Here is a 24,793-nt window from a genome sequence, read left to right on the forward strand (position 1 = left end):
GATGAAGATTAAATTAATTCTAGTAATTATTCTGTTAAGCTTATTAGCATGTCAAAAAATTGACAAGACTAATTTAAATGTCAAAAAATTTTATCCTTACACTTTAAAACTAAATAAAAATTCATCTTTATGGTATGATCGTAATCATGATTTTTTATATGAAGTATCTCAAAATGGAGATGGTTTAAATATTAATTTTCAATTTTATGAATTAAAAAAAGATACAATTACTGTAAATACAAAAAAAATAGAATTACCTCCATTTTATAAAGATATTTTTACACAAAAAAACGATTTTATAATACTCCATACAGAACCTAGAACTTTAGGTAAAAATCTAAAATCTACAGATATACTAACCAAGTATGACGAAAACTCTAGAATTCTTTTAAAAAAAGACATGGATATTTCAAAATACCCTAACGGTAATTGTTTTATCGTTGGCAATAATGAAAGACTTTTCTATATATCCGATTGGTTTGCTGCTGCTAATTCTAAAAGAGCAGCAGAAAGTAAACTGATAATTTCAGAAATTGATACGTCCTTCAATATTTTAAATCAAAAATTATTTAAAAATAAAAACAGGGATTTTGACTATAACCCCGCAAAATGTATATTTATTGAAAACATTGGTATCGTGATAGTTTCAGATATGTCTTATTTTGAAATTAAAGGCTTACCATTTAAAATAGAAATGTTCGATTTAGACCTAAACAAAAAATGGTCGGAAAATTTTGAGGCAAATTCTATAGTCTCTTTAGGTTATTCAAAAACTGAAAAGAAAATATCTCTTGTAATAGAGAAAGAAGGAACAAAAGTTAATTTTTGGGATTATGAGGGAAAGAAACAAGAAAAACAATATCACTTCAATTCTGATTTAATAAGTTTAACGTCGAGTGATGATAACATTTTTCTTTTAACTAAAAATCAAGAAAAGAATGATATTACTAAAATTGATTTTTCTGGAAAAGTAATCGATAAAATAAATCTTCCAAAAAATATAGAAATAAATAAAAAAAAGGAAATAAATTTAGCTTATCAAGAAAATCAGCTTTTTTTGATATCTATTGATAATGATAAAAAACTTTTGGAAATAGATAAGATTACAATGGAATAAGTATCTCAAATAAATACTATTAATTACGTTTATAAACATCTACACTCTTCTTATATGATATAAGAAGTTTACCAAGTATTAGCCTTACCAAAGCCTCCAATAGATTTTGAAACAAATAAAATACAAGCTGTTGAAATAGTTATAGAAGAAATAATTAGACAATCTAAAAAAAATTATAGCAATGAAATATTTCATTATATGTTTAATGATATTTGGACTTTCGTGTAAACAGTCAAAAAAAAATCAGTAGAATATGATGATATCATATCAAAAAATGACTCAATAAAACCAACAACTACAACTCCTAATATCACTAAACCCAACCAAATTAAAATCTGTGATGAAAGCTTTAGAACATCTTCCGCTTCATTGAATAAATTCATGGCATCAAAGAAAATAACATACCATGATTCTATAAAAGAAAGTGTTTTATATTACCCAACACCTCAAGTTTTCAGCTCCTTATTTAAAGCACAGTCCATTAATTGTATAACTTCTTCATCAGCTGGCCCATATCTTTCATTTGAATTATTTTACGACACATCTATAAAAGCCGAAAACATTTATGAAGACTTATTTAATCACAACAAAAATTATGAGAGTAAACAGGATATAGAAGGAAATTATCATGATTTTTTTAAAAGAGGGTTAATTTTAATATTGAATAAAAATGACAATATTATTACAATTATTAATTTTAATCCATTTTACGATAATAGCCTGCCAAAACAAGTACGACAATATTTTTCTAAAAATAAAAATGAATTTGACAGGGTCTTTATGAGCACAGGGGTTAAAACGGCTGAAGAATTTAAGTAGCTCATTCTACTTTCTATATTTTTTAATTCGATAAAACAGTATTGACGTAAGTATCTTGTATCAACATATGTCAACAAGTTCAAATTTACGTTACACCATGGGACTTACACAGCTTTTAATGCAGCGTGAATTACAACTACTCCCTAGCCTTTTGCTCATAAGAAGCTTCCCAAGTATTAGCCTTGCCTGAACCACCAATTTTACCATCCAACCTAATTAAGAAGTTTTTAGCTGGAAAATAAGGTTCCATATGCAATTCTAAATAAACACGATCTTTATGTTGGGAATCTTGTTCTAAACGCTTTATGGCAAAACTCTCAATCAATTTTTGCGATCCTGTGTTATTATCTAAAAAATCTACTATTTCCCGCATAAATTCTTTTCTAGTACGGACATTAAAATTCTCAAAAGTTTTTCTGTTAAAATAATCGATAAGCGCCTTGCTTACGTAATCAAAGACTCTAACCACAGAATAAGTTTGTAGCCCTAAATTATCACCATTAAACATTGTTTTGGCCGAAAAAGCTATAATCTCGCCATTTTTATAAACCATCGGAATTAAACCAAGCCGTTCCAATGATGCTAAATCATTTTTTTTGAGATCAAAACTTACACCTCCAATTCTTGCCAAAACACCAAACTTTGTTCCAGCACTCGCTTGAGACATTTTATTACTATAAATTTTACCTGCTAAGGATGTAGATGGCGGAATGTATAAATCATCGTCCTCATTAATATAATCATGCCTACCTCTACCAACCAACCAATTACAGGTCATGATGGTATTCGACAAGAAAGTATCTGCTCGAACATGGTCTGTACTCTCAAATAGTTCTACCACATCATCTGGCCCATCCAAATGAGCAAAATCTGTAATTAGTAACACTTTATTATCATGAGTTATTTTAGCCCATTTATCTAAAACCATATTACTTCCTAAATATCCTGGAATAATTAAAAGCGAGTAATTATCAACTAAATCTAACCTATCATAAGCATCGTTAATTTCATTGCGTACAGCATCAATAAACACAGGATTATCTAAATCTTTTAGCTGTTCTAAATCGGCATTTAAAATGGTTAAATTATGTACCTTTGTTTTCTGTGTATTTTCAAAAAACAAAGCAACAGATTTGTACGCCACCTCTAAATCTTTAGATTTCTGTACCAACAAGTTTAAGTTTTTAATATAATTTAAACCGGTATCTGTTATTTTCTGGGAGGTAGAATGTATCATCTCATCAGTTTCAGCATCCTCTTTAAGTATTTCTTCCCATAAATCAAGAGTTAATAAAAGCTCTTCTTTATCTTTTTTACTTACAGATGTTTTTAAAAAGTTATGCTTTTCTTGAGGCCTGTTAGAATTCAAATATCTTAATTCTGGAATAATGGTTTCCAAAACATCATAACTTAAATCTTCTAATTGATTAATCTCAAAATCGCGATTATTTTCACTTTCAGAACTTTTATCTTGAATTAATGACATCTATATTATGAGTTTTTTATTTCTTTTTTTAAATCTTGAATTTTTTTCAAAAGAGCTGTTTTAGAATCCTTGTTTTTAAGGAGTTCTTTTAACTCGCTATTATTTTGTAATTTATTTACAATATCAAAATAGATCCGTTTTTTAAGTTCCAACTCTGTTAAAAACTCACTTCTTGAAACTATTTTTTCAACTTCAAAATCCAACATATCCGTAAAACGAATAGTTTCCTTAACCATGCCTTTATCTAGGTTATCAAAAACGACATTTACACTCGGTTTAAAGTGCTGAAAAACAGCTTCGGTATTTTGCAACCCCTTTACAACCTCGGGTAGCAATGGTGGTAAATCTGTTAATTTTTGAATTAATAGAGATTTATTTGACGGGATTTCCTGAACACCATCGTTGTTTTTAGAGCTTCCATCAAATCCAAAATTAATCGCCATAATTAGTCTAGTTTATTAAATCTTAAAAATATACAATTGAGTTGGAATATTACTACTATTTTACTCATAAGCTCATTTTTTTTCATTTCTTATTAAATTTTAAAACACCAATAATTGAAGTTTTTCTAGCTTTTTTTATTCTTGCTATCAAGCAATTTTTTATCCTTAAAATTATCCCTTTTAATTCTTTAAATAAATAAACGGAATCCTCTTCTCTTTTTAATCTATTAAGGGTTTATCGAACAAGCTGCAGCATTCGGAACGTTTGTTCTAGATTAAAGATGTTCTGATTTCTCTGGTTTTCTTAAAACTTCTTTAATTTGAATTAAGCCAAAAAAACTAATTTAAAACAAAACTTATGATTAAAATTTTACTCAAAAAATTAACTTTAGTAATAGCTTTAAGCTTTTTAACGACAAAAAAACTAAAGTAACTAATAGCTATAAAGTACACGATCCTTCTATTATTCCTTACAAAGGTAAGTTCCATTTATACTATAAAGGTGAACAAATGGTAGAAGCTATTACTTTTGGAGGCAGACAAATTAGACATGGTGTGCCATTGCTGATAATCATAAAGGACCCTACGTAAAATCGCCTTACAATCCGATTTCAAATAGCGGACACGAAATTTATGTTTGGCCTTACAATAGCGGTATAGCAGCATTAATTACTACAGATGGTCCAGAGAAAAACACGGTACAATGGTCTCCAGATGGTATCAAATTCGATATTAAAGGTGTAGTAAAAGGTACTCCGCATGCTCTAGGTTTGGATAGAACAGCTGATAATGAAAAAGAACCTACAGAAGTATTACGTTGGGGTTTAACACATGAATATAAAAACTCAGATTACCAATATATTAGAGGTTTTAAATCCTGGAAAATGAAAAAGAATACCGCTAAAGGTGTGAGTGATGAATAGGCTTTTCGGGTTCTTATTTTGGATAAAGAAGAACTAAAAATTTAAAATAAATATTAGTCAAAATCATGGTGTGTTTTATATTAAAGTAATAATTACGAACTATTATTTCGATATAGAACACACCTTTTATTTGCACAGAAAACCTTGAATATTAATAACTATAACAGCACTAAAAACTACATCAATCCGCCAAACAAAGCATGGCACAAAATAAAAGCGACCACAGATAAAATAATACCAATTAAAAAAACATTAAACGATTTACGAAGGAGCTTAAACTTACGATCAATCGTTTTTCCTAAATGATAGGTATCTTTTGCGATGGTTTTATAAAGCTCATCCCCTTCATTCATTAAATTGGTGATATTTTCAACATATTCACCCTCTTCCATATCTTGAAAATTACCATAAAACATTAAATTTTTCACTTCACTTTTTCCATGAACGAGTTCTGGTCTTGTTGCAAAAATGGCAAAAGTAATAGATGTTAAATTGGTAAACAATATCATGACTATAGGATAAATAAGGTGTGGGTCATTGCTTAATTGACTCATCACTGTTCCCAATATTAACGACAAAATTAAAGCGTTTATAGATATTAAAATGTTCGATTTGGTATCAATCATTGTATTTAAAGTATACTGATTTTTAGACAATAACCTGAACAATGTTTCAACACCTCTTTCAGATCTCGGCGCTACTTTAGCCAATTTCTTTTTTAACTGCTTTAAACCGTCTTTATCAAGACTTAATTCATCCATTAAATATTTATCTTCTGCCTTTTCTTTTTGTTTATTACTCATAATAATGTTTTATAAATTATATGTTGAGAAGATTCACCTAAGGCATCTTTTTCTACATAATTGTTATTTTGATTAAAATCTATTATTCTTGATTTTATAGTATCCTTTAATTGTAAGTCTAATATTCCTTTTAATTTTAAATGAATATCTCTATCTAAAATTGGTGTTATAACCTCTATTCTATGATCTAAATTACGTGTCATCCAATCCGCAGAACCAAGATACATTTTTTCTTTTCCATTATTTCCAAAAGCATAAATTCTGCCGTGTTCCAAAAATCGATCTACAATACTAGTTATAGATATGTTTTCACTTTGTCCTTCAACTCCTGGAACTAGACAACAAATACCACGTATAAGTAATCTTACTTTTACGCCTGCATTACTTGCTTTATAGAGTAGCTTAATCATTTTAGCATCTTGTAGGCTATTTAGTTTCAAAATGATATAGGCTTCTTTACCTGCTATGGCATTTTCAATTTCTGACTCTATTAATTCTCTAAATTTACTTCGTGTTGTAAATGGAGATACTAAAAGCTTTTTAGATTTTGGAATAATAATTTGTCCTTGTAATACTTGAAATACCTGACAAAGTTCTCCTGTAATTTTAGGATTTACCGTCATTAATCCAAAATCGGTATAAATCTCTGAGGTTTTTTCATTAAAATTACCAGTGCTTATATAAGCATAAATAAGCGATTTATTTTCCTCAATACGTTCTATATATAAAATTTTAGAATGCACTTTTATTCCTGGATAACTGTAAACTACATGCGCTCCGTTTTCTTCTAAAACTTTTCCCCATTTTATATTGTTTTCTTCATCAAAACGTGCTTTTGTTTCAATAAAAACAAACACTTCTTTTCCATTTTTCGCTGCATTTAAAAGGGCCTTTGCAACAAGTGATTTTTTTGCAATTCGATATAAAGTTATTTTAATTTTTGTAACGCTATCGTCATTAGAGGCTTCATCTAATAATTGAATAACCGGTTGGTATGATTGATATGGAAAACACAAAAGTCTATCTTTAGCTTTAATAGCCTGGAACATATTCACATAGTCAAGAAATTCTTTACTTAATATGGGCGATAAACTTGAAAAAGATAAATTTTTAGTAGTTGGGTTAAGAAAACTAAACAGATCTTTAAAATTATGATAAGTACCACCTTTTATAATATCCGTCTCATTAATATCTAAAACCTCGTTTAATTTAAGCTGTAATTTTTTGGGAGATAGCTCATCTATTAAAGCTCTTGTAACCTGACCGCTAATTCTATTAGGCAATGCTGCTTTAATTTTATCTAATAAATTACCAGAATATTCATTATCTATATACAGTTCTGCATCTCTTGATATCTTTATACTATAAAAACTATGTTTATAAACTCCTTTAAGATTATCTTTTAAAATATCATCAATAAATGTTATATAATGCTTATTATCTATTGAAGGAAGTTCTATAAACCGAGGTGTTTGCTCATTGAATTTTAACCAAATAAGAGAATCATCTTCCATTTGAGAAACTAAATACAATGCTTCATTTTCAAGAAAAGGCTTCTCTTTACTGATATTTAAAAATTGCGAAGACTCTATTTTTTCTTTATAATATGTTTTACTAAACGCCTGTTGTTCTTTGTTAAATTCTTTATAACAAACCAAATTAACACCTTCATTTTCTAATGCCGGAATTATTTTAGAAAAAAATATTCGTCCAAATTCTTTTTGCTGTATATCAACTTGTTTTTTAATTTCTCTCAGTAATTTATTTGGCTTTGTTATTAAACGTTTTCTAAGTGGTTTATCTAGTTGTTTTATTTTTCTAATATCTGAAACTCTAACTTTAAAAAACTCATCTAAATTAGAAGAAAATATAGCTAAAAATTTAATACGTTCATACAATGGGTTTCTTTCATCTGCGGCTTCCTGAAGTACACGATGATTAAACCTTAACCATGATAAATCTCTATTATAATACTCCTTTGTGTTTAACATGTTTTTTAAATTTTAAAACGAATTCCTGTTCTTAAATACAATGGGTTAGAGCTATCTAGTCCAACAATATCATCTTTATTTTTATCCCTTAAATTAACTGAATTACTTAACACGTATGATGTTCTTGCATAAAATTGAATATTATTGGTGATATGAAATTCATATTGCAATCCACTTAAAAGTAAAGACATATTAATACTTTTTGCAACTGTAGAATTATTTATAAGAACACCTCGCTGTAAGTTTGATGTAAAACCATCAAGCTCTGTATATAATTTAAATCTGTGTTTAATTGAAGCATGATATTGTAAATTTGTTTTTGGCACCCCAAGATTATACGACCATTTTGAGTGAAATTTCCTGTAATAACTAATAAATGGTAAAGGAAAAGGATACCCACGATTTCCTGAATAAGATACACCTAAGACGAGTCTCCATGGTTTTTTTACATCTTTACTTTCCTTTTTATCCTTTATAAAAATAACATCTCCAGACAGTATTACATCTTCAAGATTTAAATCATTTGCAGTTAAATTAGAACTAAAGCCTGGTGTGAATCTTACACCTAAACGCCAATCGTTTTTTAAAGGCGTTGTATAAGCTATATTAATATCTAGTAATTGAAAATCGTTAAGTTCCTCTTTGCCAAAAGAGGGGGTTTCTCTCATATTAAGACTTACAGTACTATAATCAACTCCTAAAAATAAATACGTACCCTCTTTCTTTAATTTAATAGGATAGTTAAATAATGCACGTACTCGACTATATTGAATATTAGATTCTCCTGCCGGAAGTATTGTATACTCTATTCTCGCTAAATCGCTTAATTGAGCAAAACTAAAGTTTATAATAAATAGAGTAATTGTAAAACATAGAACTTTTAAGTTTTTCATTTTTATCTATGTTGTTTATTTATATAATTTCTTTACAAAGCTACCTATGCTTAAGCCTTGAACAATGATTGAGAATAATACAATAACATAAGTTATGTGGAGTATTAAATCTCCAGACAGCGCTTTACTTAAACTTAAAGCTAATGCAATAGAAATACCACCTCGTAATCCTCCCCAAGTTAAAATAGCAATTGTTTTAATTGGTTTTTTTTCTTCATGCTTTAACAACGAATATGGCAAAAACACAGAAATGAATCGTGCAAAAAGCACTATTAGTATAGCAAGTAAACCCAATAAAATATAACCTGTACTAAAATTTAATAAATGGATAGCAAGACCAATAAGTACAAATAAAATACCATTAAATACATCGTCTAAAATCTCCCAAAAAGAACTAATCGCTTTTTGTACTGGATTTTCATTTTCATTAACATGAATCTTATTACCTATAAATAATCCTGCAACAACCATAGCCAGTGGTGCAGATGTATGCAACATAAATGCACCTGCTGTCCCTCCCATAACAGTTGCAAGTGTAATCATTACTGCTAACTGTGGGTTGTCTTTTAAAGATTGAATACATTTTAAACCTAGAAAACCAATTAATAATCCATAAACTAATCCTCCAACTGCCTCTTCTAGAAATAGCATTCCAATTTCTGTTCCTATTTCTGTACTACTATGCTCTCCTGTTGCTGTAGCAATTAATAATATACCAGAAAAAACAACTACACCAATACCATCGTTAAATAAGGATTCTCCTTCTATTTTAATCCCTAAACTTTCGGCAATATTAGCTTTCTTTAAAATAGCCATTACAGCAATTGGATCTGTAGGTGAAATTAAAGCACCAAATAAAAGTGCATGTAAAAAAGGAAGCTCTAAACTAAATAATTGTGCTCCAAAGAAGGTTAAGCCTCCAACTAAAAATGTTGAAATAAGTACACCTAATGTTGCAAATAGGAAAATTGACTTTTTCTCCTTTGTAAGTGCTGCTAGATTAACATGTAATGCTCCTGCAAATAATAAGAAACTTAAAATACCATTAAATAACAATGTTTTAAAATCTGCATTAACAATTATGTCGCAAAAGAATCTATAAAATTCTGGAAAAATAGTTTCACTAAGCGTTATTGGAATAATTAAAATTAAACTCAAAATCATTAATCCAATAGTTGTTGGCAATTTTAACCACTTATAATTAATGTAGTTAAAGAGTGCTGCTATTGTAAATATAATACTGAAAGATTCGAACATTTTATTTTGATTTTGTATTAATATATTTCCCTACAAAGACACCGATAACGATAGCGAGATAAAATTGTCCGATGATATTCATAACAAGCGTAAGAGATTGTGCTGGCGCTGTAAGTGGTGTAATATCTCCATAACCAACAGTAGTAATACTTATAAAACTAAAATAATAAAAACTAAATCCTGAAAATCCCTTAATGAGTTGAAAGGAATTTGGATTTAAGAAGTTAATAGCTTCAAAAAGAATACCGCCAAGAATTCCCAAGTAAAGAAACCCTAATAAGGGCCCTAACACAAATTGAAGGTTTACTTCCTTTATTTTTAGCAACTGCCTTATAAGAATAACACTAAAACAAGCAAATAAGACAAAAGAGAATACCAACCTACAAATTAAAAAGGACTTAGAATTAGCATCTGTAAACTCTAACCAAATAGTTAACAACGTTATAAACCCAATAATATATGTAGTTAATTTTGCTGTTTTTTTTGTCGCAAGTAAAGAGCTACTTAAAATAACTAATGTATAATTTATTACTACCACATAACTTGGGTTAAAATTACCAAGTGCTATATGTACTGGAGTTAATAAAAAATTGAAAGCCGTTACAAGCGCTATCAAGTACTTATAACTCATGATTTTCTTCCAACTAATTATTGATTGTTGTTTCATTACTATTAAAAATTAGATTCAAGTGTTAACACTTTTCCTTTTCTTAAAACTTCAATTAATACTTTATCTCCAATTTTTAGACTTTCTATTTGCTTTTTAATACTACCTAAATCATGAGGTGCATTACAACTTAAACCTTGAATACTTAAAATAATATCACCACCTAACCATAATTTTTGACCTAATATTTCAGCTTGAATAACACCCGGTTTTAATCCAACTTTATCTGCAAAAGAATTAGGTGTTACACGCTGAATTAAGACTCCAGATTTTTGTGGTGTATTAAAAACACCAGCAAGACCTTCGCTTAAAAAAACACCTTCAAACCCTGTCCAAAAACTATTAACATCAAACAAAACTTTTTTCGCCGTATCAATATCTACTGCAAAACCAAGACCTTCAAACCCTCCACTATTAGATAAAATAAAGCTTACAATACCAATTAATTCTCCTTTGGTATTAAACATTGGTCCTCCAGAATTCCCATGGTTTATAGAAGCATCTGTTTGTATAAAACCCGCCATCTCACCATTAGAAATTATATTTTTTTTCATTTTACGACTAATGTGCCCAACAGATAATGAGTGCTCCAAACCTAAAGGTGCACCAATTACAAGTATTTGTTCTCCAACTTCTGAAGTATTAGAGCTTCCTACTTTTACTGGTTTTAAATTTATAGGCACTGTTCTTATTTTAAGAAGTGCTACATCTGCAGCTGTTGAACTTGATAACACATCTGCCGTAAACTCAACTCCATTTTGAAGTTTAACCGATACTTTATTTGCTGATTCAACAACATGAGCTGCTGTTAAAATAAAACCTTCTTTATCAATAATAACCCCAGAACCTAAACCTCCAGAACTTGTTATTTTGTCATCTTTTACCTTATATTCTATAACCTCAATGGTTACCACTGATGGATCGAGTTCTTTGAATAAAGTAGATAGATCTTGTGCATTAAGACCTGTACTTACACAAACCAAAAACACACACAATTTTTTTTTAATTTTATTCATAATAATTATTATAAGCTTGTTTTCAAATTCTCTACCATAGTCAAACAATACGCCTGCTAATCTAGGAGAATATACTCGAGAAAGATTATCTGTAAAATTCACTTCTACCTTTCTCTTGTATTTTCTATAAAATTTTAAAGGTTCTTATTTAAAATTGTGTTTTGCTATTAAGCGTTCATTTTTGCCCAAGCAGCATCTGCTAAACTTCTTAATTCTTCTGGCTTTTTAACCCATTGTCTTTTAGCATCAATAATTCCGAAAAACTTTCTTGTAAAAAAGTATAATTTATCATCTCTTATTTCCCAACTTTTGGGATTAGGATCTAACTGTTTATCTTCAGACATTGCAATTGCACAAAATCCGCCATATTCTGGTGCATAAGACTCTGGTGACTTCTCAAATCTCTCTTTATCTTCTAATGAAGCAAATAAGTACTTTGCATCATTAAAACTTGAAGTATAAGCGGCGTTTCCTTTTTTAGGACTTCCGTTAAAGAATGATACCACATCATATCCTTGTGCTGCAATTCCGTCTTTTAAATTTTGTTTCATTTTAATTATATTATAGTTTGTTTATATTAAAGTAGCATCTGTAATTATTTCTAATAATGCAGGACCGTTATGGTCTCTTAGCTTTTCTAAAGCTGGTAATAGTTCTTCTTTTTTGGTAACTCTTATTCCTAATGCACCACAGTTTTCTGCATATTTAGCAAAGTTTGCATTGTGTAAAGATGTTTTCCAAACGTCTAATTCTGCTGCTTTTTGTTCTTTTGAGATTTTTCCAATTTCAGAATTGTTTAGTAATACATGTTTAATATTCATGTTGTATTTTACTAAAGTCATCATTTCACCTAAATACTGCCCAAAACCACCATCACCAGAAACCGACCAAATGGGTCTCTCTTTTCCTTGTGCTGCCCAAGCTCCCATTGCTGCTGGTAATGAAAAACCTATAGATCCTAAATAACCCGACATTAAAACCGATTGATTTTTAGGCTCAAAATAGCGTCCGAAAGAATACGTATTATTCCCTACATCTACAGCAATTACTGCATTGTCTGGTACTACTTTATTCATTGCTTCGAAAACAGCAATAGAACTTAATCCAACTTTACTTTCGTCTTTTAAACGACTAGCTTTTTCTTCTTGCCAAATCGCCCAACGTTCTGCAATCTCTGGTCGTCTATCGATTGTATTCAGTTTACCTTGCGTTTGTTCTTCTATTAATGTTAAAGTTTCGGAAATCTCTCCCCAAAGCCCAGCATCTACTTTATGAAATTTACTTAGAGCTGCAGGATCGTAATCCACCTGAATAATTGGCTTTTTAGGAGTAATACCTGTATGATTAGAAAAGGAAGCTCCAAAGACTAATAGTAAATCACTTTCGTTCATAAACCATGATGCAATTGGCGTTCCGCTTCGTCCAAGCACACCACAGCCTAATGAATGATTATCTGCTATTAATCCTTTACCTTTAAATGTAGTAATTACTGGACAGTTTAATTTTTCCGCGAAAGCGGTAATAGCTTCCATATGAAAACGTGCACCGTGACCAACAATAATAGCTGGCATTTTAGCATTTTCTAACATACCCACTGCTTTAGTTACCATTTGCCTAGGTGGCGAAATGTTCATAGGTGTTATTCTATCTTCTGGTGTTTGCGCTTCTTCTCCTTCTGGTTTTGGCATAAAAGCAACCTCATCTGGAAATGTTATATGCGAAACATCCCTATTTAATAAAGCACTTTTTATAGCCAAACTCATTAACTCACTATGTTTTGAGTTTTGTTGTACGCTATGGTTAAAATTGGCTACAGTTTGAAACGCACCAACTAAATCTACTTCTTGAAAAGCACCTGTTCCTAATACTTGTGTATTTACTTGACCAGAGAGCACTAACATTGGCGAGCGGTCTACTTTTGCATCCCACATTCCTGTAAACATATTAGTAGAACCTGGACCTGCAATACCAAAACAAACCGCTGGTTTTCCCATTAATTTACCATAAGCTGAAGCCGCAAAAGCGGCTGCACCTTCGTGACGAATACCAAAAAACTGAAATTTATCTTGTTGTTCTAATCGCATCATAGCATCGGCAACTGCTAAGTTAGAATGGCCAACCATACCAAAACCAGTATCTACTCCCCAATTTACCATGGTCTGCATCATCACATCCGAAATGGTATCTTGATGCTCTTCTTCCTCTAAAACACCAACAAAAATTTCGTCGCCTTCTTCTTTTACTTCAAAAGTTGTTACGCCATCATCAAAACCTCCTGGTGGTAATCCAGAACAAGGATCGAAATCCCATCCATGCCAAGGGCAACGCAACATCCCGTTTTCAATAGAACCTTCTCCTAATGGTCCACCTTGATGCGGACATTTATTATCTAATGCAGAAAACTTACCATCGTAATGTGTTAAACAAATACCTTGATGACCTGCTGTTACCGTTTGTACACGTCCTTCAGGCAAAGTTTTCTTATCTTTTAGTACACTATACCATTTTGTTGTTTTCTTCATAATATTTCAGGTTTAATCTAGTTTATTTTTAAATTGATTCTGACGAATGGTTACTGCTCTAAAGGAAAAAATAATCAAAGAAATAAGACCAATAAGCGCAAAAATAATTGCCAGAATGCTTGTATATAAAGACGCTTTTCCAACTTCATACAAACCATTGATAACGGCAGAAATTAATAAAAGCGCTACAGCTACATAGAAAAATACCATAGCCATGTTAAGCAGCTTTAATTGTTTTAATTTTCTTGCAGTAATTGCTTTCTTTTTAGAATTTTCAATCATTGCGTTTATTTCATTACTTAACGTTACCATTAAGTTTGAAGTAGAAAGAATAAGCAACCCTAAGCCAGGAACAATTGTAATTGGTAAATGCCAGTTTTCCATGTTTCTATTTTAAATGATTTCGAACACCATAACTTGCCAATACACCTTCGCCTGTAGCTGCAGCAACTTGTGCAATGGCACCCTCACGACAATCTCCTGCTGCAAAAACACCAGACACGTTAGTTTCACCTAATCCTGTTGTAGTTATAAAGCCGCTTTCATTTAACTCAATAATATCTTTTACACTAGTTGTGTTCGGAATTAATCCTATAAATATAAAAGCACCATCTGCTGTTAATTCTTCGGTTTCACCAGTTGTTTTATCTTTAACTTCCAAACCTTTAAAATTGCCATTTTCATCCTTAGTAAATGCTAATGATTCTTTATTTAGATGTGTTTCTATATTTTTTATAGATGGTAATTTTTCAATATAAGTTTCAGAAGCTGAAAATTCTGAACCACGATTTACAATCGTTACTTTTTTACAAAAACCTGCTAGAAATATACCTTCTTCCAAAGCACTATTTCCACCTCCAATTACAAGCACTTCTTTATCTCTATAAAAAGCACCATCACAGGTTGCACAAAAATGAATACCTGCACCTATTAAATCTTCTTCATTTGTAATACCTAATTTTCTATATGTAGAACCTAAAGCTAAAACCACAGACCTACTTTGGTATTCGCCCATATTAGAATCTATATGAAATAAATTTCCGTTTTTAGAAATACTTTTCACCTCAACACCAGTTTCAATAGTTGCGCCATAGACTTGAGCTTGTTCTGCCATACGCTCCATTAATTTTGGACCAGAAATCTCTGTAAAACCAGGATAGTTTTCAATTTTTTGAGTTAAAAAAGCATTACCTCCAATATTCTTTTTTTCAAGAATTAAAGAACTAAAACGGTCTCTTTGAATGTAAATAGAAGCCGTTAATCCTGCTGCACCAGCACCTACAATAATACTATCGTAAACCTTTTTTTCTGATTCTTGACCAATGTTTAAAACGTCTTTTAAAATTGAATTATCTGGATTGGTATAACTTTTATCGCCAATAAATAAAGTCGGGATAATACGTTTTCCGTTATTAATTTCTTCTACTTTTTGAGTAGCCCAATCGTATTTATCGACTTCTATATATTGAAAATTAATATGATTGTCTTGTAAATATCCTTTTGCACGTTGGCAATCTGGACACCAATCTGCGCCATATAAAATAACACGTCCTTGCTCATTAATCCCTAATACGTTTGCTAAAACACTATTATCTGGATTAGTATATGGTTTTTCGTTAATAAGAATGGTTGGTATAATACGTTTACCATTGTTAATACCCTCTACGCGAGCAGTAGCATCTTTGTCTAAATCGACATCAATAAAATTGAAATCAATATTATTATCTTTTAAATAGGCTTTTGCGCGTTGGCAATCTGGGCACCAATCTGCGCCATATAAATCTATTGTATTCATTATTAATTGTTCTTTAGTTGGTTAATTGTTTCTTCAAAAAATGTGACACCTTGCGATTCTACTATAGTATTTGTATCGAGAATGGCTCCAGTAAACCCATTAGATTTCCACTCTCCAGATTCTAATTTTGGTAATTTAGAAGTGTCAATGGTATTTCCATTTTTGTATCCAGAAATATATAAATAATGGTTATTACAAATAGTATCTGGTATTGCTAATCCAAATCCAATAGTAATATCCGAATTTGGTAGAGCGCTATAAATACCGGTATCGAAGTGATGTGGCCAAATTCTAATTGAAGCATTAAGATTGTATTGTTTATCTGTTTTCTCAAGTACCAATTGTGCCAAAACACGCAGATGCATTAATGCTTTCAACTTAGACACATCTAATAATTTGAATGTAAATGCATCGTCTATTGTATACGGTAAATCGTAATGAAATTTATATTGATATGTTTTATTTAAGAATGCTTTAGAAGTATCTGTAAGCCATTCTAAAACTTCAGCATGCGTTGCACCATCTAAACTAAACGTTTTTGTTTCTTGATTCGATTTCCACTCTAATACAAATTTTTTGTAATCCAAACACAGTACATCTCCATTTTTTGAAAGTGTATGCGTAGAAAGACATCCATTTTCTATGTTAAAACCTAGGTTTGTATGACTGTCGTCTGACTCCTTTTCTAGAAAGCTAATTCCGGCGGCAGCTAAATATTGTGCTGCTAAATGCATCTGTTTTTCCATGGTATATTATTTTAAGCCTGCGTAATTAATTTTTGTTAAATGATGCATATCTCTATCATAAGTTGATAAATCGTCCTTATTAAACTTAGTAATATCATCGTAACCACAAGCACGTGCTACAACTCTAATTAAATCGTTTGTGGCTTCAAAGTAGTTTTGTAATTGTTTAGCTGAAGAATCAATAATCAATCTGCCACGTAAAGACTCTTTTTGAGTCGCAATACCAACCGGACAGTTATTAGATCCGCAAGCACGCATCCCTAAACAACCAATAGCTTGTAATGCAGAATTAGATACCGCAATAGCATCTGCGCCAAGCATCATCGCTTTTGCAAAATCCTCAGCAACACGTAAACCACCTGTAATTACTAAAGTTACATCTGTAGCTCCTACTTTATCCATATAAGCTCGTGCTCTTGCTAAAGCAGGAATGGTTGGTACATTAATATGATCTCTTAAAATGGTTGGAGCAGAACCTGTTCCGCCACCACGACCATCGAGAATTATATAATCTACACCAACATCTAGCGCAAACTGAATGTCCTTTTCTATATGACTTGCAGCAATTTTAAACCCAATAGGGATTCCTCCTGTGCGTTCTCTTACTTTATCTGCAAATACTTTAAAATCTTCAACTGTGTGAAAGTTTGGATTTGCAGCTGGCGAAATAGCCGTTTCACCTTCTTTTAATCCTCTAACCTCAGCAATTTCTTTACTTACTTTACTTCCTGGTAAGTGTCCACCAGTTCCTGTTTTCGCACCTTGACCACCTTTAAAATGAAACGCTTGTACGTTATCTAATTTATCCCAAGAGAACCCAAATTGAGCCGAAGCTAATTCGTAAAAATATTTAGAATTACTCGCTTGTTCTTCTGGTAACATACCACCTTCTCCAGAACAAATTCCTGTTCCTGCTAATTGTGCTCCTTTAGATAATGCTATTTTAGCTTCACGAGATAAAGCTCCAAAACTCATATCACTTACAAAAAGCGGCATGTCTAATTCTAAAGGCTTTTTTGCATTTGGACCGATAACAACTTTTGTAGCAACATCTTCATGATCTAATAAAGGTCTTGATGCTAATTGCGCTGGTAAAAACTGAATATCGTTCCATTTAGGAAGCGTATTTCTATCCACTCCCATAGAAGCTGAAAAACCATGATGTCCAATATTTTTCAAACCATTTTGAGCAAGTTCTTTTATATAACCTGTGTATGGTTCTGTTTCTTCTGGATGTGTATCTGCGTAAGCACCTAAATACGTATCGCGATTAAATGGTTGTGGACTATTTACTAAATAAGATTCAATTTCGAATGCATCTACAAACAAATCGTCTCCTTCAATTTTAGTAGAAAACTTATGTAGCACTTCTTTATTATTATATTCTGAAACTCCAGAATCTACACGATAATCCCATCCATGAACACCACAAATTAGATTATGACCATCTACGTGACCGTCTGACATTAACGCTCCTCTGTGTAAACATCTTCCGTAAAGTACAGAAATATCATCATCAAATTTCACGATTACTAAATCCAACCCATTTACTAGAGCGTGTTCCGGTTGCTTATTTTCTAAAGTACTTACTTGAGCAATTACTACTGGTTTTTTCATGGTTTTATTTATGTTTTTATGTTAGATTTAAAAAGAGAAACCAAGCACAACTGAGATTATTCCTCCATCGGCACTTGAATAATATCCTGCATTTAGTGTAAATGTTTCCAAGCCGCTAATCCAAAAAGAACCTCCCAAACTATTGTGCCATTTATCCGATGTGTCATTTTTCAACCAAACTCGACCATAATCAAAACCACCAGTTACACCATATTTTGTTGGAATAATACCACTATTAAAATCACCTATTTCCAATCTTAAATCGGTACTTTGAAACACTGAATAATTACCTATAAAACGTTCTTTTCTGTACCCACGAAGGTTTTCTCCACCTCCTAATTGCGCAGCGTGATACAATTCAAAATCATCTCCAAGAATAGCTTCTCCTCCTAATTTTGTTGCAAATACTAAGCTACCACTTTTATTTAACTTGTGATTAACAGCAATATGTGGTTTAATATATCCAAAAGAACTATCATCATTTCCTCCATCAATAACAGTTTTATAACCTACTGTAATTCCCGCATCTAAGCCCATTGTAGGGAAAGCAATATTATTTCTATTTTTAAATCTATAATTTACTTCACCACCAGCATAAATTTGCTTTTCAAAAAGGGTTGCTTCTTCTGGCAAAATATTAACAAATCTATTGGCTACGTTTTCAACTTCGAAAGATTCTATTAAAGGTTTAAAATAAAAAGAACCTCCATTTTCACCATGCCATATTAATGACACTGCAGCATTCCACTCTTTTATACTTACTCTATTAAAATCAAGTTCTACCTCATCTTTATCATAGCTTGTTTCATTACCAAAACCAAAGAAGTTCTGTGCAAAGTTTGGACTTGTGTACTTACCTTCTACTCCAAAATTCCATTTATGAAAAATATTTGAAAATTCACCTTTATAAGATAAATCATACCCTGAGTTCCCTGTGTAATATGCCGCACTTATACTATGTTTATAAGTAAACTCGTTGCGTTGTAATCCGAAGTATGAAAAGTTGTTTAGAACCCCTAATTTAACGCCATCATCTGGGTTTACACCTAATAAAGGTAGTATTTGACTAAAATTATGTTTTACTTTTTTATGGTCGTAATTATTTAGTTCATAATCATCAACTAGCCACTTTTTAGACTTTTTGTTTACAATGGTATTTTCTTTACTCTTATAATCATAAAGTTTTACTTTTTTGATGTTTTTAAAATCGTATATATCGTTTTTCTTTCCACCAACTATTCTAATTTTAATAAGATGATCGCCTTCTCCATCTACAACAAAAGTATCTTTTCCGTCTAAACCATAAATCCAAATTTCTTTGGTAATATCATGAGAAAAAGTTCGGTTTAAAAGCCCCATGTCTTTACGATCTATTTTTATAGTAGTATCTCCATTCGGAAGACGTGTTATAGAGAATTTATCTGTTTTTTGAGTTCCTACAATAACTTTGAATTTGTTCAAATATTCGTAATATGCTTTCGCTATTTCTACTAAATTAGACCGTCTTCCTTTAAGTTTTACTTTTATATCATCAATAACTTCACCTCTTATTTCTGAAGGAAAAGCTTCAAAAGCTGTCTCTACATCTTCATCTGTAAGATGCTCTTGAATGTATTGCGCTTGTTTTTCCCATTCATCCCAACCAGAAGAATTAACTAGCATTAAATCTAAATGATAAGGAGAAGATGCTAACCATTTTACACTTCTAATCTCTTCATCATAAGATTGCATTTTGCGAAGGGACGGAATAGAACGTGTTAAAAAAGAAATTAGAGATCCATCATATTTTGAAAATGCCTGATCTCTATCTCTAGGGATAGGCTCACAATGTGATGTACCGTCCTCATCATCATAATAGGCCCAACGCCATTGATCTTCATGTCTGTCCCAATCTCCTAAAAGCATATCAAACAGTCTCGCTTTAATGTATGATGGCTCATCAACAACAGATTTACCTGATCTATGAATTTCTTGTAAAACATCAGCTGTACTCAATATCTGTTTAGGATTTCCAAAACTTTCTAAACCAGCCTGCGTACTTCCAACATGTTCCTCTATCATGTATAACTCATCGCCAAAATCTTCATTAAACGCACCTAATATTTTTTGCTTAGGAATGTAATATAATACAGGGTTTGTATGATTAACACCTACTGCACTTGATAATCCACCAATTGCAAATGCCGCGTAAGGATTTGATGTGGTATAGAAATCTGATAAAAACTTATCTATTGTAGTATCATCAAGTGAATTTTCAATAAAAGTATTAGGAAAAGCATTGGCTTGTAAAAACTTAGCTGTGCTCTTTTTTATGGCTCGCATAACAAACTGCTTTCCATTTTTATCTTCTAATCTAAGCGATTTCGATTGTTGACCTCCACCTCTTTTTATAGGAGAAAGTCCGCCCATTAATGTATCTAATAAAACGACTGGTACATTTACATCTGTTCCGTAAAACGGTCTATAATGTTCTCCCCAAACTGTTTTGTAAAAACTACTTTTATCTATAGCCTCCTTGGTATAAATTGAAGCAGATTGTGTTTTTGGAGATGTTTCTTTAAAAGTATAGTGGCTTTGGTTATCATTTTCATCTCCTTTTAAAACATTAGCTTTAAAAACCTCTGTAGAAACACCATTTTTTACAGTATAAAACTTTACCTGTGCAGCACCATTATCACCTATTTCTAACTTTGCGAAGCCGTTTTCTGCAAGACCAAAATCACTTTTACTAACGTTACTAATATTTTTAGTTTTTCCAACCGCCCCACTAATAATTTGAGGTATGCCTTTATCTATATATTGTAAATTTTTATCTTTCCCAGATATAAAAATGATATTACCAGCAGCCTGAGCAATCGTTTTTAATCTGTTTCTAAGTTTTCTATATTTCTTGTTCTGAAAATCATGAGACTTAACACCTCCTATATTACTTAACAATCCTTGCTTTGTGTTTGTTTCAATAGGATGATGTAATGCAACTAGAATTGTTTTACCATGAGCTTTCTTTATTCTATTCTCAAATTCTAAGAAAAATAATGTTCTATTTTTAATTTCACTATCATCATTTATATAACTATGCTTATCCCAATCTTCCAGAAACCATTGTGTATCTACGGTAAGAAGTACTATATTTTCAGATAAATCTTTATGTTTTATAGCCTCACCATCATCCGGATAAAATTTTGAATTACTATTTTTTTGAATATGTTTTTCAATAGATTGAACACCTTTGTGGCCATTAAATGTCCATTCGTTTTTTCCGGGCATAAAATACGCTTCCCCATTGAACAAAGACAACTTATCTAATTGAGATGAAATACTTTGCTTAAAATCTTTACTACTATCATTGTCGCTTACTGAATTCCCTAGCAATAATAATATAGAATTTTTGGATGTTTTAGAATCCTTGATAATTTCATCCAATACACTAGTATCATTTGTTGTACCTGTATTGGCTATTAGATAAATTGATTTATCATTTTTTTGTCCCAAAACAATGGAAACTGTTAGTAAGAAAAAATATAAAATATTTTTTCTTAGACTTTTTAAAACACTCATAATTTGTTTGGTTTTTGATGGTAAATTTTTAGTACTATTAAACTACTAAAAAGCAATAAAGAATAATAACACATTGGAGTTCCAGAAGCTGTTTTCGGGCATTCGGCATAACCTAAAAACTGCATGATTGAAGCAATTAAAGCAATACTACCTGCTAAGCCTGTAAATAAAAAGTACAAGACATTCTTCTTTTTTAAAAGATGTACTATTAACGGAACGAGAAAACAGAATAGAATAACCAAACACATGGGGATGCCCATTATTTTTGGGCAGCCTTCACCTGTTTTAAATTCTTCAACAACTAGTCCGCCTGCTCCATATACTCCTATTATCAGTATACCAAGAATAACATAATATGTAATTCTTTTTAGCATTATTTGTTATTTACAACAACACAAGTAGGGCATTCTGTACCTTTAACTGTGCTCTTTAATTTTATACCATTTAGATGTGTTACCATAAAATTCTGTACAAAGGCATAATTAGCACTGTGGTTATTAACACTTATCTGTGCATCTTCATACTTTTCTCTTATGAGGTTATCGTACTCTTGATGCCCCCAACAATTAGGACAATAGCCCTTAGATAAATCGTTAATGTCCTTCTCCTTGCCCTTACCTAATAATTGTTTTATAAAATTCATCTCTTAGTTTTCTATTCTACTATTTCTATATCTGTTTCTATATCTGTTTCTTCTAAAATCGGTGCTTTAACTTGCTGTTTTAAATCGATAACCGAGTTGATCTTCGGGTTATCAACACTAATTTCTTTGTTGTCTGCCAAAAGCACTTTAATATTCAAAACAGTAGATTCTTTCCCTAATCCAAATTGAAGTAATGCCGTTTGATCACTAGCTAAGCCCTCTCCGCTTAACAGCCAATCGGTTAACGTTCTTGTTGGTGTAGTTACTGTTACTTTTGCTCCTTGTGCATTTACAGATTCTCCTAAGTCTACTTGCAAATAATTATTAGTTCCTCCTTTATTGATGTAGGCTAAAGATGGCGAATCGATATTTACCCAAATCATGTCTAAATAACCATCTTGATTAAAATCACTTACTAATGATGTTATAGCGTAATACGGATTAACAACACCACTCTTTTCTTCAGTTGGTGCAAACGTGCCATCTTCCTTTTGAACTAAAAATCTACTAGGTAATTTAAATAGTTTATTAGGTGCAAAATCTACATAATTTTCAGCTACCATTAAATCTTGTAAACCGTCGTTATTCATATCTGCAAAGGTGCAACCCCAAGAAAATTCGTAATCTGCAATTTTAGTCTCTTCCGCCGTATCTGTAAATTTAAAGTTTCCTTCATTTTTAAAAAGAATCCATTTTTCATTAAATAAAGAGGCATCTTTTATATCGCCTTTGGCCAAAGCTCTTGGCAACGTACTTCCGGTATTCGAAAACATAAAATCTACCAAACCATCATTATTATAATCGCCAACTGCTAACCCCATTGGGTAGGCAAATTTTTTGGTTAATGGGTTTGGCTTCATCGTGTATGTTAGGTCGCCATTATTTCTGTAAGTTCGTGCTTCACCCGTATCATGCACCACAACTAAATCTAACCAAGAATCGTTATCAATATCAACCAAAACACCTTGAAACGTATTATGAACATAATCTAAACCAGCTTGTTTTGTAATGCTTACAAAGTTTTCGTTTCCAGTATTTAAAAGTAATTCACTTGTAGAACCATAAGTATAATCTTCAAAAATAGTTTGACCTTCCATCAACTCTTTTTTAAGATAGGTTGCCATAAAAATATCTAAATCACCATCTTTATCAATGTCACCAACCGTTAATCCTGCAGGCGTTGATTTTTCGTTTATTGGTGTGTCAATCTTTTTAGCGGTAAATTTCCCGTCGGTATTATAATAGATCGTTAAGCCATCTTCTCTACCAAGTAAAATATCGGTAAATCCATTGTTATCAAAATCGGCAGAAACGACACCAACCGTGGTTAACGTGCTTCCTTTTTTCTGTAAATTAACTTCGGAAGAAATATCGACAAACTTATTATCGCGATAAGCAAAAATGGCATCTTCTTGAAACATGCCGCCTCCAAAAAAGACTTCATCTATATTATCGTTATCAATATCTATTAAAGCTGAAGGTGCGATTGGTAAAGATTTATCACCATTATATTGATGTTTAAAATCGATTACAACGCTCTCGAACAAAGGAATTTCACTATCTTCTATTGTGATGTTGTATTTATCTGAAACTGAATCACGCCAGAAAAAACCAAGAACGAGTACAACTAGTAAAAGGATAACTATTCCTGTGTATTTTAGAATTTTTTTAAGCATTTTTTTGATTTTTAATGTATTTGTTAAATTGATATAATGATAATCCGAAAAGAATAAAATGAGTGACGTTCATTAAAATAGGTAGCATGTGTTTTCCTAAATCTGGTATTAGCTTACCTAAAAGCACTAATAAAATAAGTATTACAATGGGGTTAAAAACTGCCATCCATTTTGGGTAGTATGTACCACCTTTTAAAATGGCAATAGCAAAAACAACGGATAATGTTGCTATAATAACACGTAGCGCTTGTACTAATACTTCCATGTGGTTTGTGTAATGCGCTAATAAATTTTGATAAGTATTAGTATCCATGGCTTCTTTTAAATGAACAATATTACCAATAGAAGCTCTAGATCCAATCCAAACTCCACCAACTGCAAAAGCTACAAACCCTATAGCTAAAACTAGTCTAGCCAAGGTTTCGTTGCCCGATTTAAGCATTCGGTAAATATGAATGTATCCAGCAAAATAAAAAGGCAATCCAATAACGGCCAAGAAATGACCTGCGGTAAGATTATTTAATGCTACAAATTTGAAAAATTCGTAATTTTCTGAATGTTCTAAAATTGAGGGTGAATAGTGTAAAAAGTATTCACCTAGACCTACAAGAATAGAAGCAATAAGGCCTAGATACCCTAAAGTTTTAGTTAATTTCATTTGATAGTTAATGTGTTAGTTATGGGTTTGTCGAGATATGTTAAAATTACTTTCAGACAAAATAAAATACTATAAATTAATAGGTTACAACTGCGGCTCGTAAAACAAAGCATTAGAAAACGACATGTAATAGAAATCTCAAAAATCAAGCTTTACACCTAAT

At 31.4% G+C, this 24,793-nt stretch carries 21 protein-coding genes and 1 pseudogene; 3 read left to right on the top strand and 19 right to left on the bottom strand.

Translation table 11 applies throughout. The annotated features are described in order from the left end of the window. Position 1 precedes the first annotated feature (1 nt). The gene (locus V6246_RS05265) at positions 2 to 1,117 is read left to right on the top strand and encodes a hypothetical protein (RefSeq protein ID WP_341559411.1); all 1,116 of its coding nucleotides are present in this window, start codon (positions 2 to 4) and stop codon (positions 1,115 to 1,117) included. A gap of 381 nt (positions 1,118 to 1,498) precedes the next feature. Beyond that, positions 1,499 to 1,936 carry a hypothetical protein gene (locus tag V6246_RS05270; protein ID WP_341559412.1) on the top strand — a complete coding sequence of 146 codons (438 nt, stop codon included), beginning with the start codon at positions 1,499 to 1,501 and terminating at the stop codon, positions 1,934 to 1,936. 136 nt (positions 1,937 to 2,072) lie between these two features. Here the strand turns inward: V6246_RS05270 and V6246_RS05275 are convergent, their stop codons facing one another. Together V6246_RS05275 and V6246_RS05280 are read right to left on the bottom strand one after the other, a co-directional pair. Then, positions 2,073 to 3,422, bottom strand: a complete 1,350-nt coding sequence (locus tag V6246_RS05275; RefSeq protein WP_341559414.1) for a type VI secretion system contractile sheath protein TssC — start codon at positions 3,420 to 3,422, stop codon at positions 2,073 to 2,075. Positions 3,423 to 3,427: 5 nt separating this feature from the next. Next, complete coding sequence (locus V6246_RS05280; RefSeq protein ID WP_042498876.1) at positions 3,428 to 3,865, bottom strand: hypothetical protein; 438 nt, start codon at positions 3,863 to 3,865, stop codon at positions 3,428 to 3,430. 435 nt (positions 3,866 to 4,300) lie between these two features. Between V6246_RS05280 and V6246_RS05285 the strand changes: the two are divergent. After that, a pseudogene (locus V6246_RS05285) lies at positions 4,301 to 4,788 on the top strand (glycoside hydrolase family 117 protein); the annotation flags it as partial. Positions 4,789 to 4,964: 176 nt separating this feature from the next. Here V6246_RS05285 and V6246_RS05290 read toward each other — a convergent pair. The 17 genes from V6246_RS05290 to V6246_RS05370 form a co-directional block, all read right to left on the bottom strand. Next, the gene (locus tag V6246_RS05290) at positions 4,965 to 5,591 is read right to left on the bottom strand and encodes a Pycsar system effector family protein (RefSeq protein ID WP_341559416.1); all 627 of its coding nucleotides are present in this window, start codon (positions 5,589 to 5,591) and stop codon (positions 4,965 to 4,967) included. Continuing rightward, entirely contained in the window at positions 5,588 to 7,582 is a 1,995-nt protein-coding gene (gene ppk1, locus V6246_RS05295; protein WP_341559417.1) for a polyphosphate kinase 1, read from the bottom strand. Before ppk1 ends, V6246_RS05290 begins: the two co-directional genes overlap by 4 nt. A gap of 5 nt (positions 7,583 to 7,587) precedes the next feature. After that, positions 7,588 to 8,475, bottom strand: coding sequence for a DUF6268 family outer membrane beta-barrel protein (locus tag V6246_RS05300; RefSeq protein WP_341559418.1), 888 nt, complete (start codon positions 8,473 to 8,475; stop codon positions 7,588 to 7,590). Positions 8,476 to 8,490: 15 nt separating this feature from the next. Further along, a complete protein-coding gene (locus V6246_RS05305) occupies positions 8,491 to 9,732 on the bottom strand; it encodes a cation:proton antiporter (protein ID WP_341559419.1) in 1,242 nt (413 codons plus the stop codon). A gap of 1 nt (position 9,733) precedes the next feature. Then, positions 9,734 to 10,399: a potassium channel family protein gene (locus V6246_RS05310; RefSeq protein ID WP_341559421.1), complete on the bottom strand. Its 666-nt coding sequence runs from the start codon at positions 10,397 to 10,399 to the stop codon at positions 9,734 to 9,736. 5 nt (positions 10,400 to 10,404) lie between these two features. Continuing rightward, positions 10,405 to 11,415 (bottom strand): S1C family serine protease, encoded by a 1,011-nt coding sequence (locus tag V6246_RS05315; protein WP_341559422.1) that lies wholly within the window; start codon positions 11,413 to 11,415, stop codon positions 10,405 to 10,407. A 167-nt stretch (positions 11,416 to 11,582) separates the two neighbouring features. Then, entirely contained in the window at positions 11,583 to 11,966 is a 384-nt protein-coding gene (locus V6246_RS05320; protein ID WP_341559424.1) for a YHS domain-containing (seleno)protein, read from the bottom strand. Positions 11,967 to 11,987: 21 nt separating this feature from the next. Beyond that, positions 11,988 to 13,937 (bottom strand): thiamine pyrophosphate-dependent enzyme, encoded by a 1,950-nt coding sequence (locus V6246_RS05325; protein ID WP_341559425.1) that lies wholly within the window; start codon positions 13,935 to 13,937, stop codon positions 11,988 to 11,990. 12 nt (positions 13,938 to 13,949) lie between these two features. Continuing rightward, positions 13,950 to 14,321, bottom strand: a complete 372-nt coding sequence (locus V6246_RS05330) for a hypothetical protein (protein WP_341559427.1) — start codon at positions 14,319 to 14,321, stop codon at positions 13,950 to 13,952. A gap of 4 nt (positions 14,322 to 14,325) precedes the next feature. Beyond that, a complete protein-coding gene (locus tag V6246_RS05335; protein WP_341559429.1) occupies positions 14,326 to 15,732 on the bottom strand; it encodes an FAD-dependent oxidoreductase in 1,407 nt (468 codons plus the stop codon). 2 nt (positions 15,733 to 15,734) lie between these two features. Further along, positions 15,735 to 16,478, bottom strand: a complete 744-nt coding sequence (locus V6246_RS05340) for a hypothetical protein (protein ID WP_341559430.1) — start codon at positions 16,476 to 16,478, stop codon at positions 15,735 to 15,737. Positions 16,479 to 16,484: 6 nt separating this feature from the next. Beyond that, positions 16,485 to 18,095: a glutamate synthase-related protein gene (locus tag V6246_RS05345; RefSeq protein ID WP_341559432.1), complete on the bottom strand. Its 1,611-nt coding sequence runs from the start codon at positions 18,093 to 18,095 to the stop codon at positions 16,485 to 16,487. Between the two features lie 27 nt (positions 18,096 to 18,122). Further along, positions 18,123 to 21,653, bottom strand: a complete 3,531-nt coding sequence (locus V6246_RS05350) for a metallophosphatase (protein ID WP_341559433.1) — start codon at positions 21,651 to 21,653, stop codon at positions 18,123 to 18,125. Beyond that, the gene (locus tag V6246_RS05355; protein ID WP_341559435.1) at positions 21,650 to 22,027 is read right to left on the bottom strand and encodes a hypothetical protein; all 378 of its coding nucleotides are present in this window, start codon (positions 22,025 to 22,027) and stop codon (positions 21,650 to 21,652) included. The genes V6246_RS05350 and V6246_RS05355 overlap by 4 nt, the downstream gene beginning before the upstream one ends. Next, on the bottom strand, positions 22,027 to 22,296 hold the full coding sequence (locus V6246_RS05360; RefSeq protein ID WP_341559437.1) for a hypothetical protein: 270 nt from the start codon (positions 22,294 to 22,296) through the stop codon (positions 22,027 to 22,029). Before V6246_RS05360 ends, V6246_RS05355 begins: the two co-directional genes overlap by 1 nt. Positions 22,297 to 22,307: 11 nt before the next feature. Then, positions 22,308 to 23,972 carry a CRTAC1 family protein gene (locus V6246_RS05365; protein WP_341559439.1) on the bottom strand — a complete coding sequence of 555 codons (1,665 nt, stop codon included), beginning with the start codon at positions 23,970 to 23,972 and terminating at the stop codon, positions 22,308 to 22,310. Further along, positions 23,965 to 24,630 carry a DUF6796 family protein gene (locus V6246_RS05370; RefSeq protein ID WP_341559441.1) on the bottom strand — a complete coding sequence of 222 codons (666 nt, stop codon included), beginning with the start codon at positions 24,628 to 24,630 and terminating at the stop codon, positions 23,965 to 23,967. Before V6246_RS05370 ends, V6246_RS05365 begins: the two co-directional genes overlap by 8 nt. Between the last annotated feature and the right edge of the window lie 163 nt (positions 24,631 to 24,793).

It is taken from the genome of Algibacter sp. TI.3.09, assembly GCF_038154905.1.
Taxonomy (GTDB): Bacteria; Bacteroidota; Bacteroidia; order Flavobacteriales; family Flavobacteriaceae; genus Algibacter.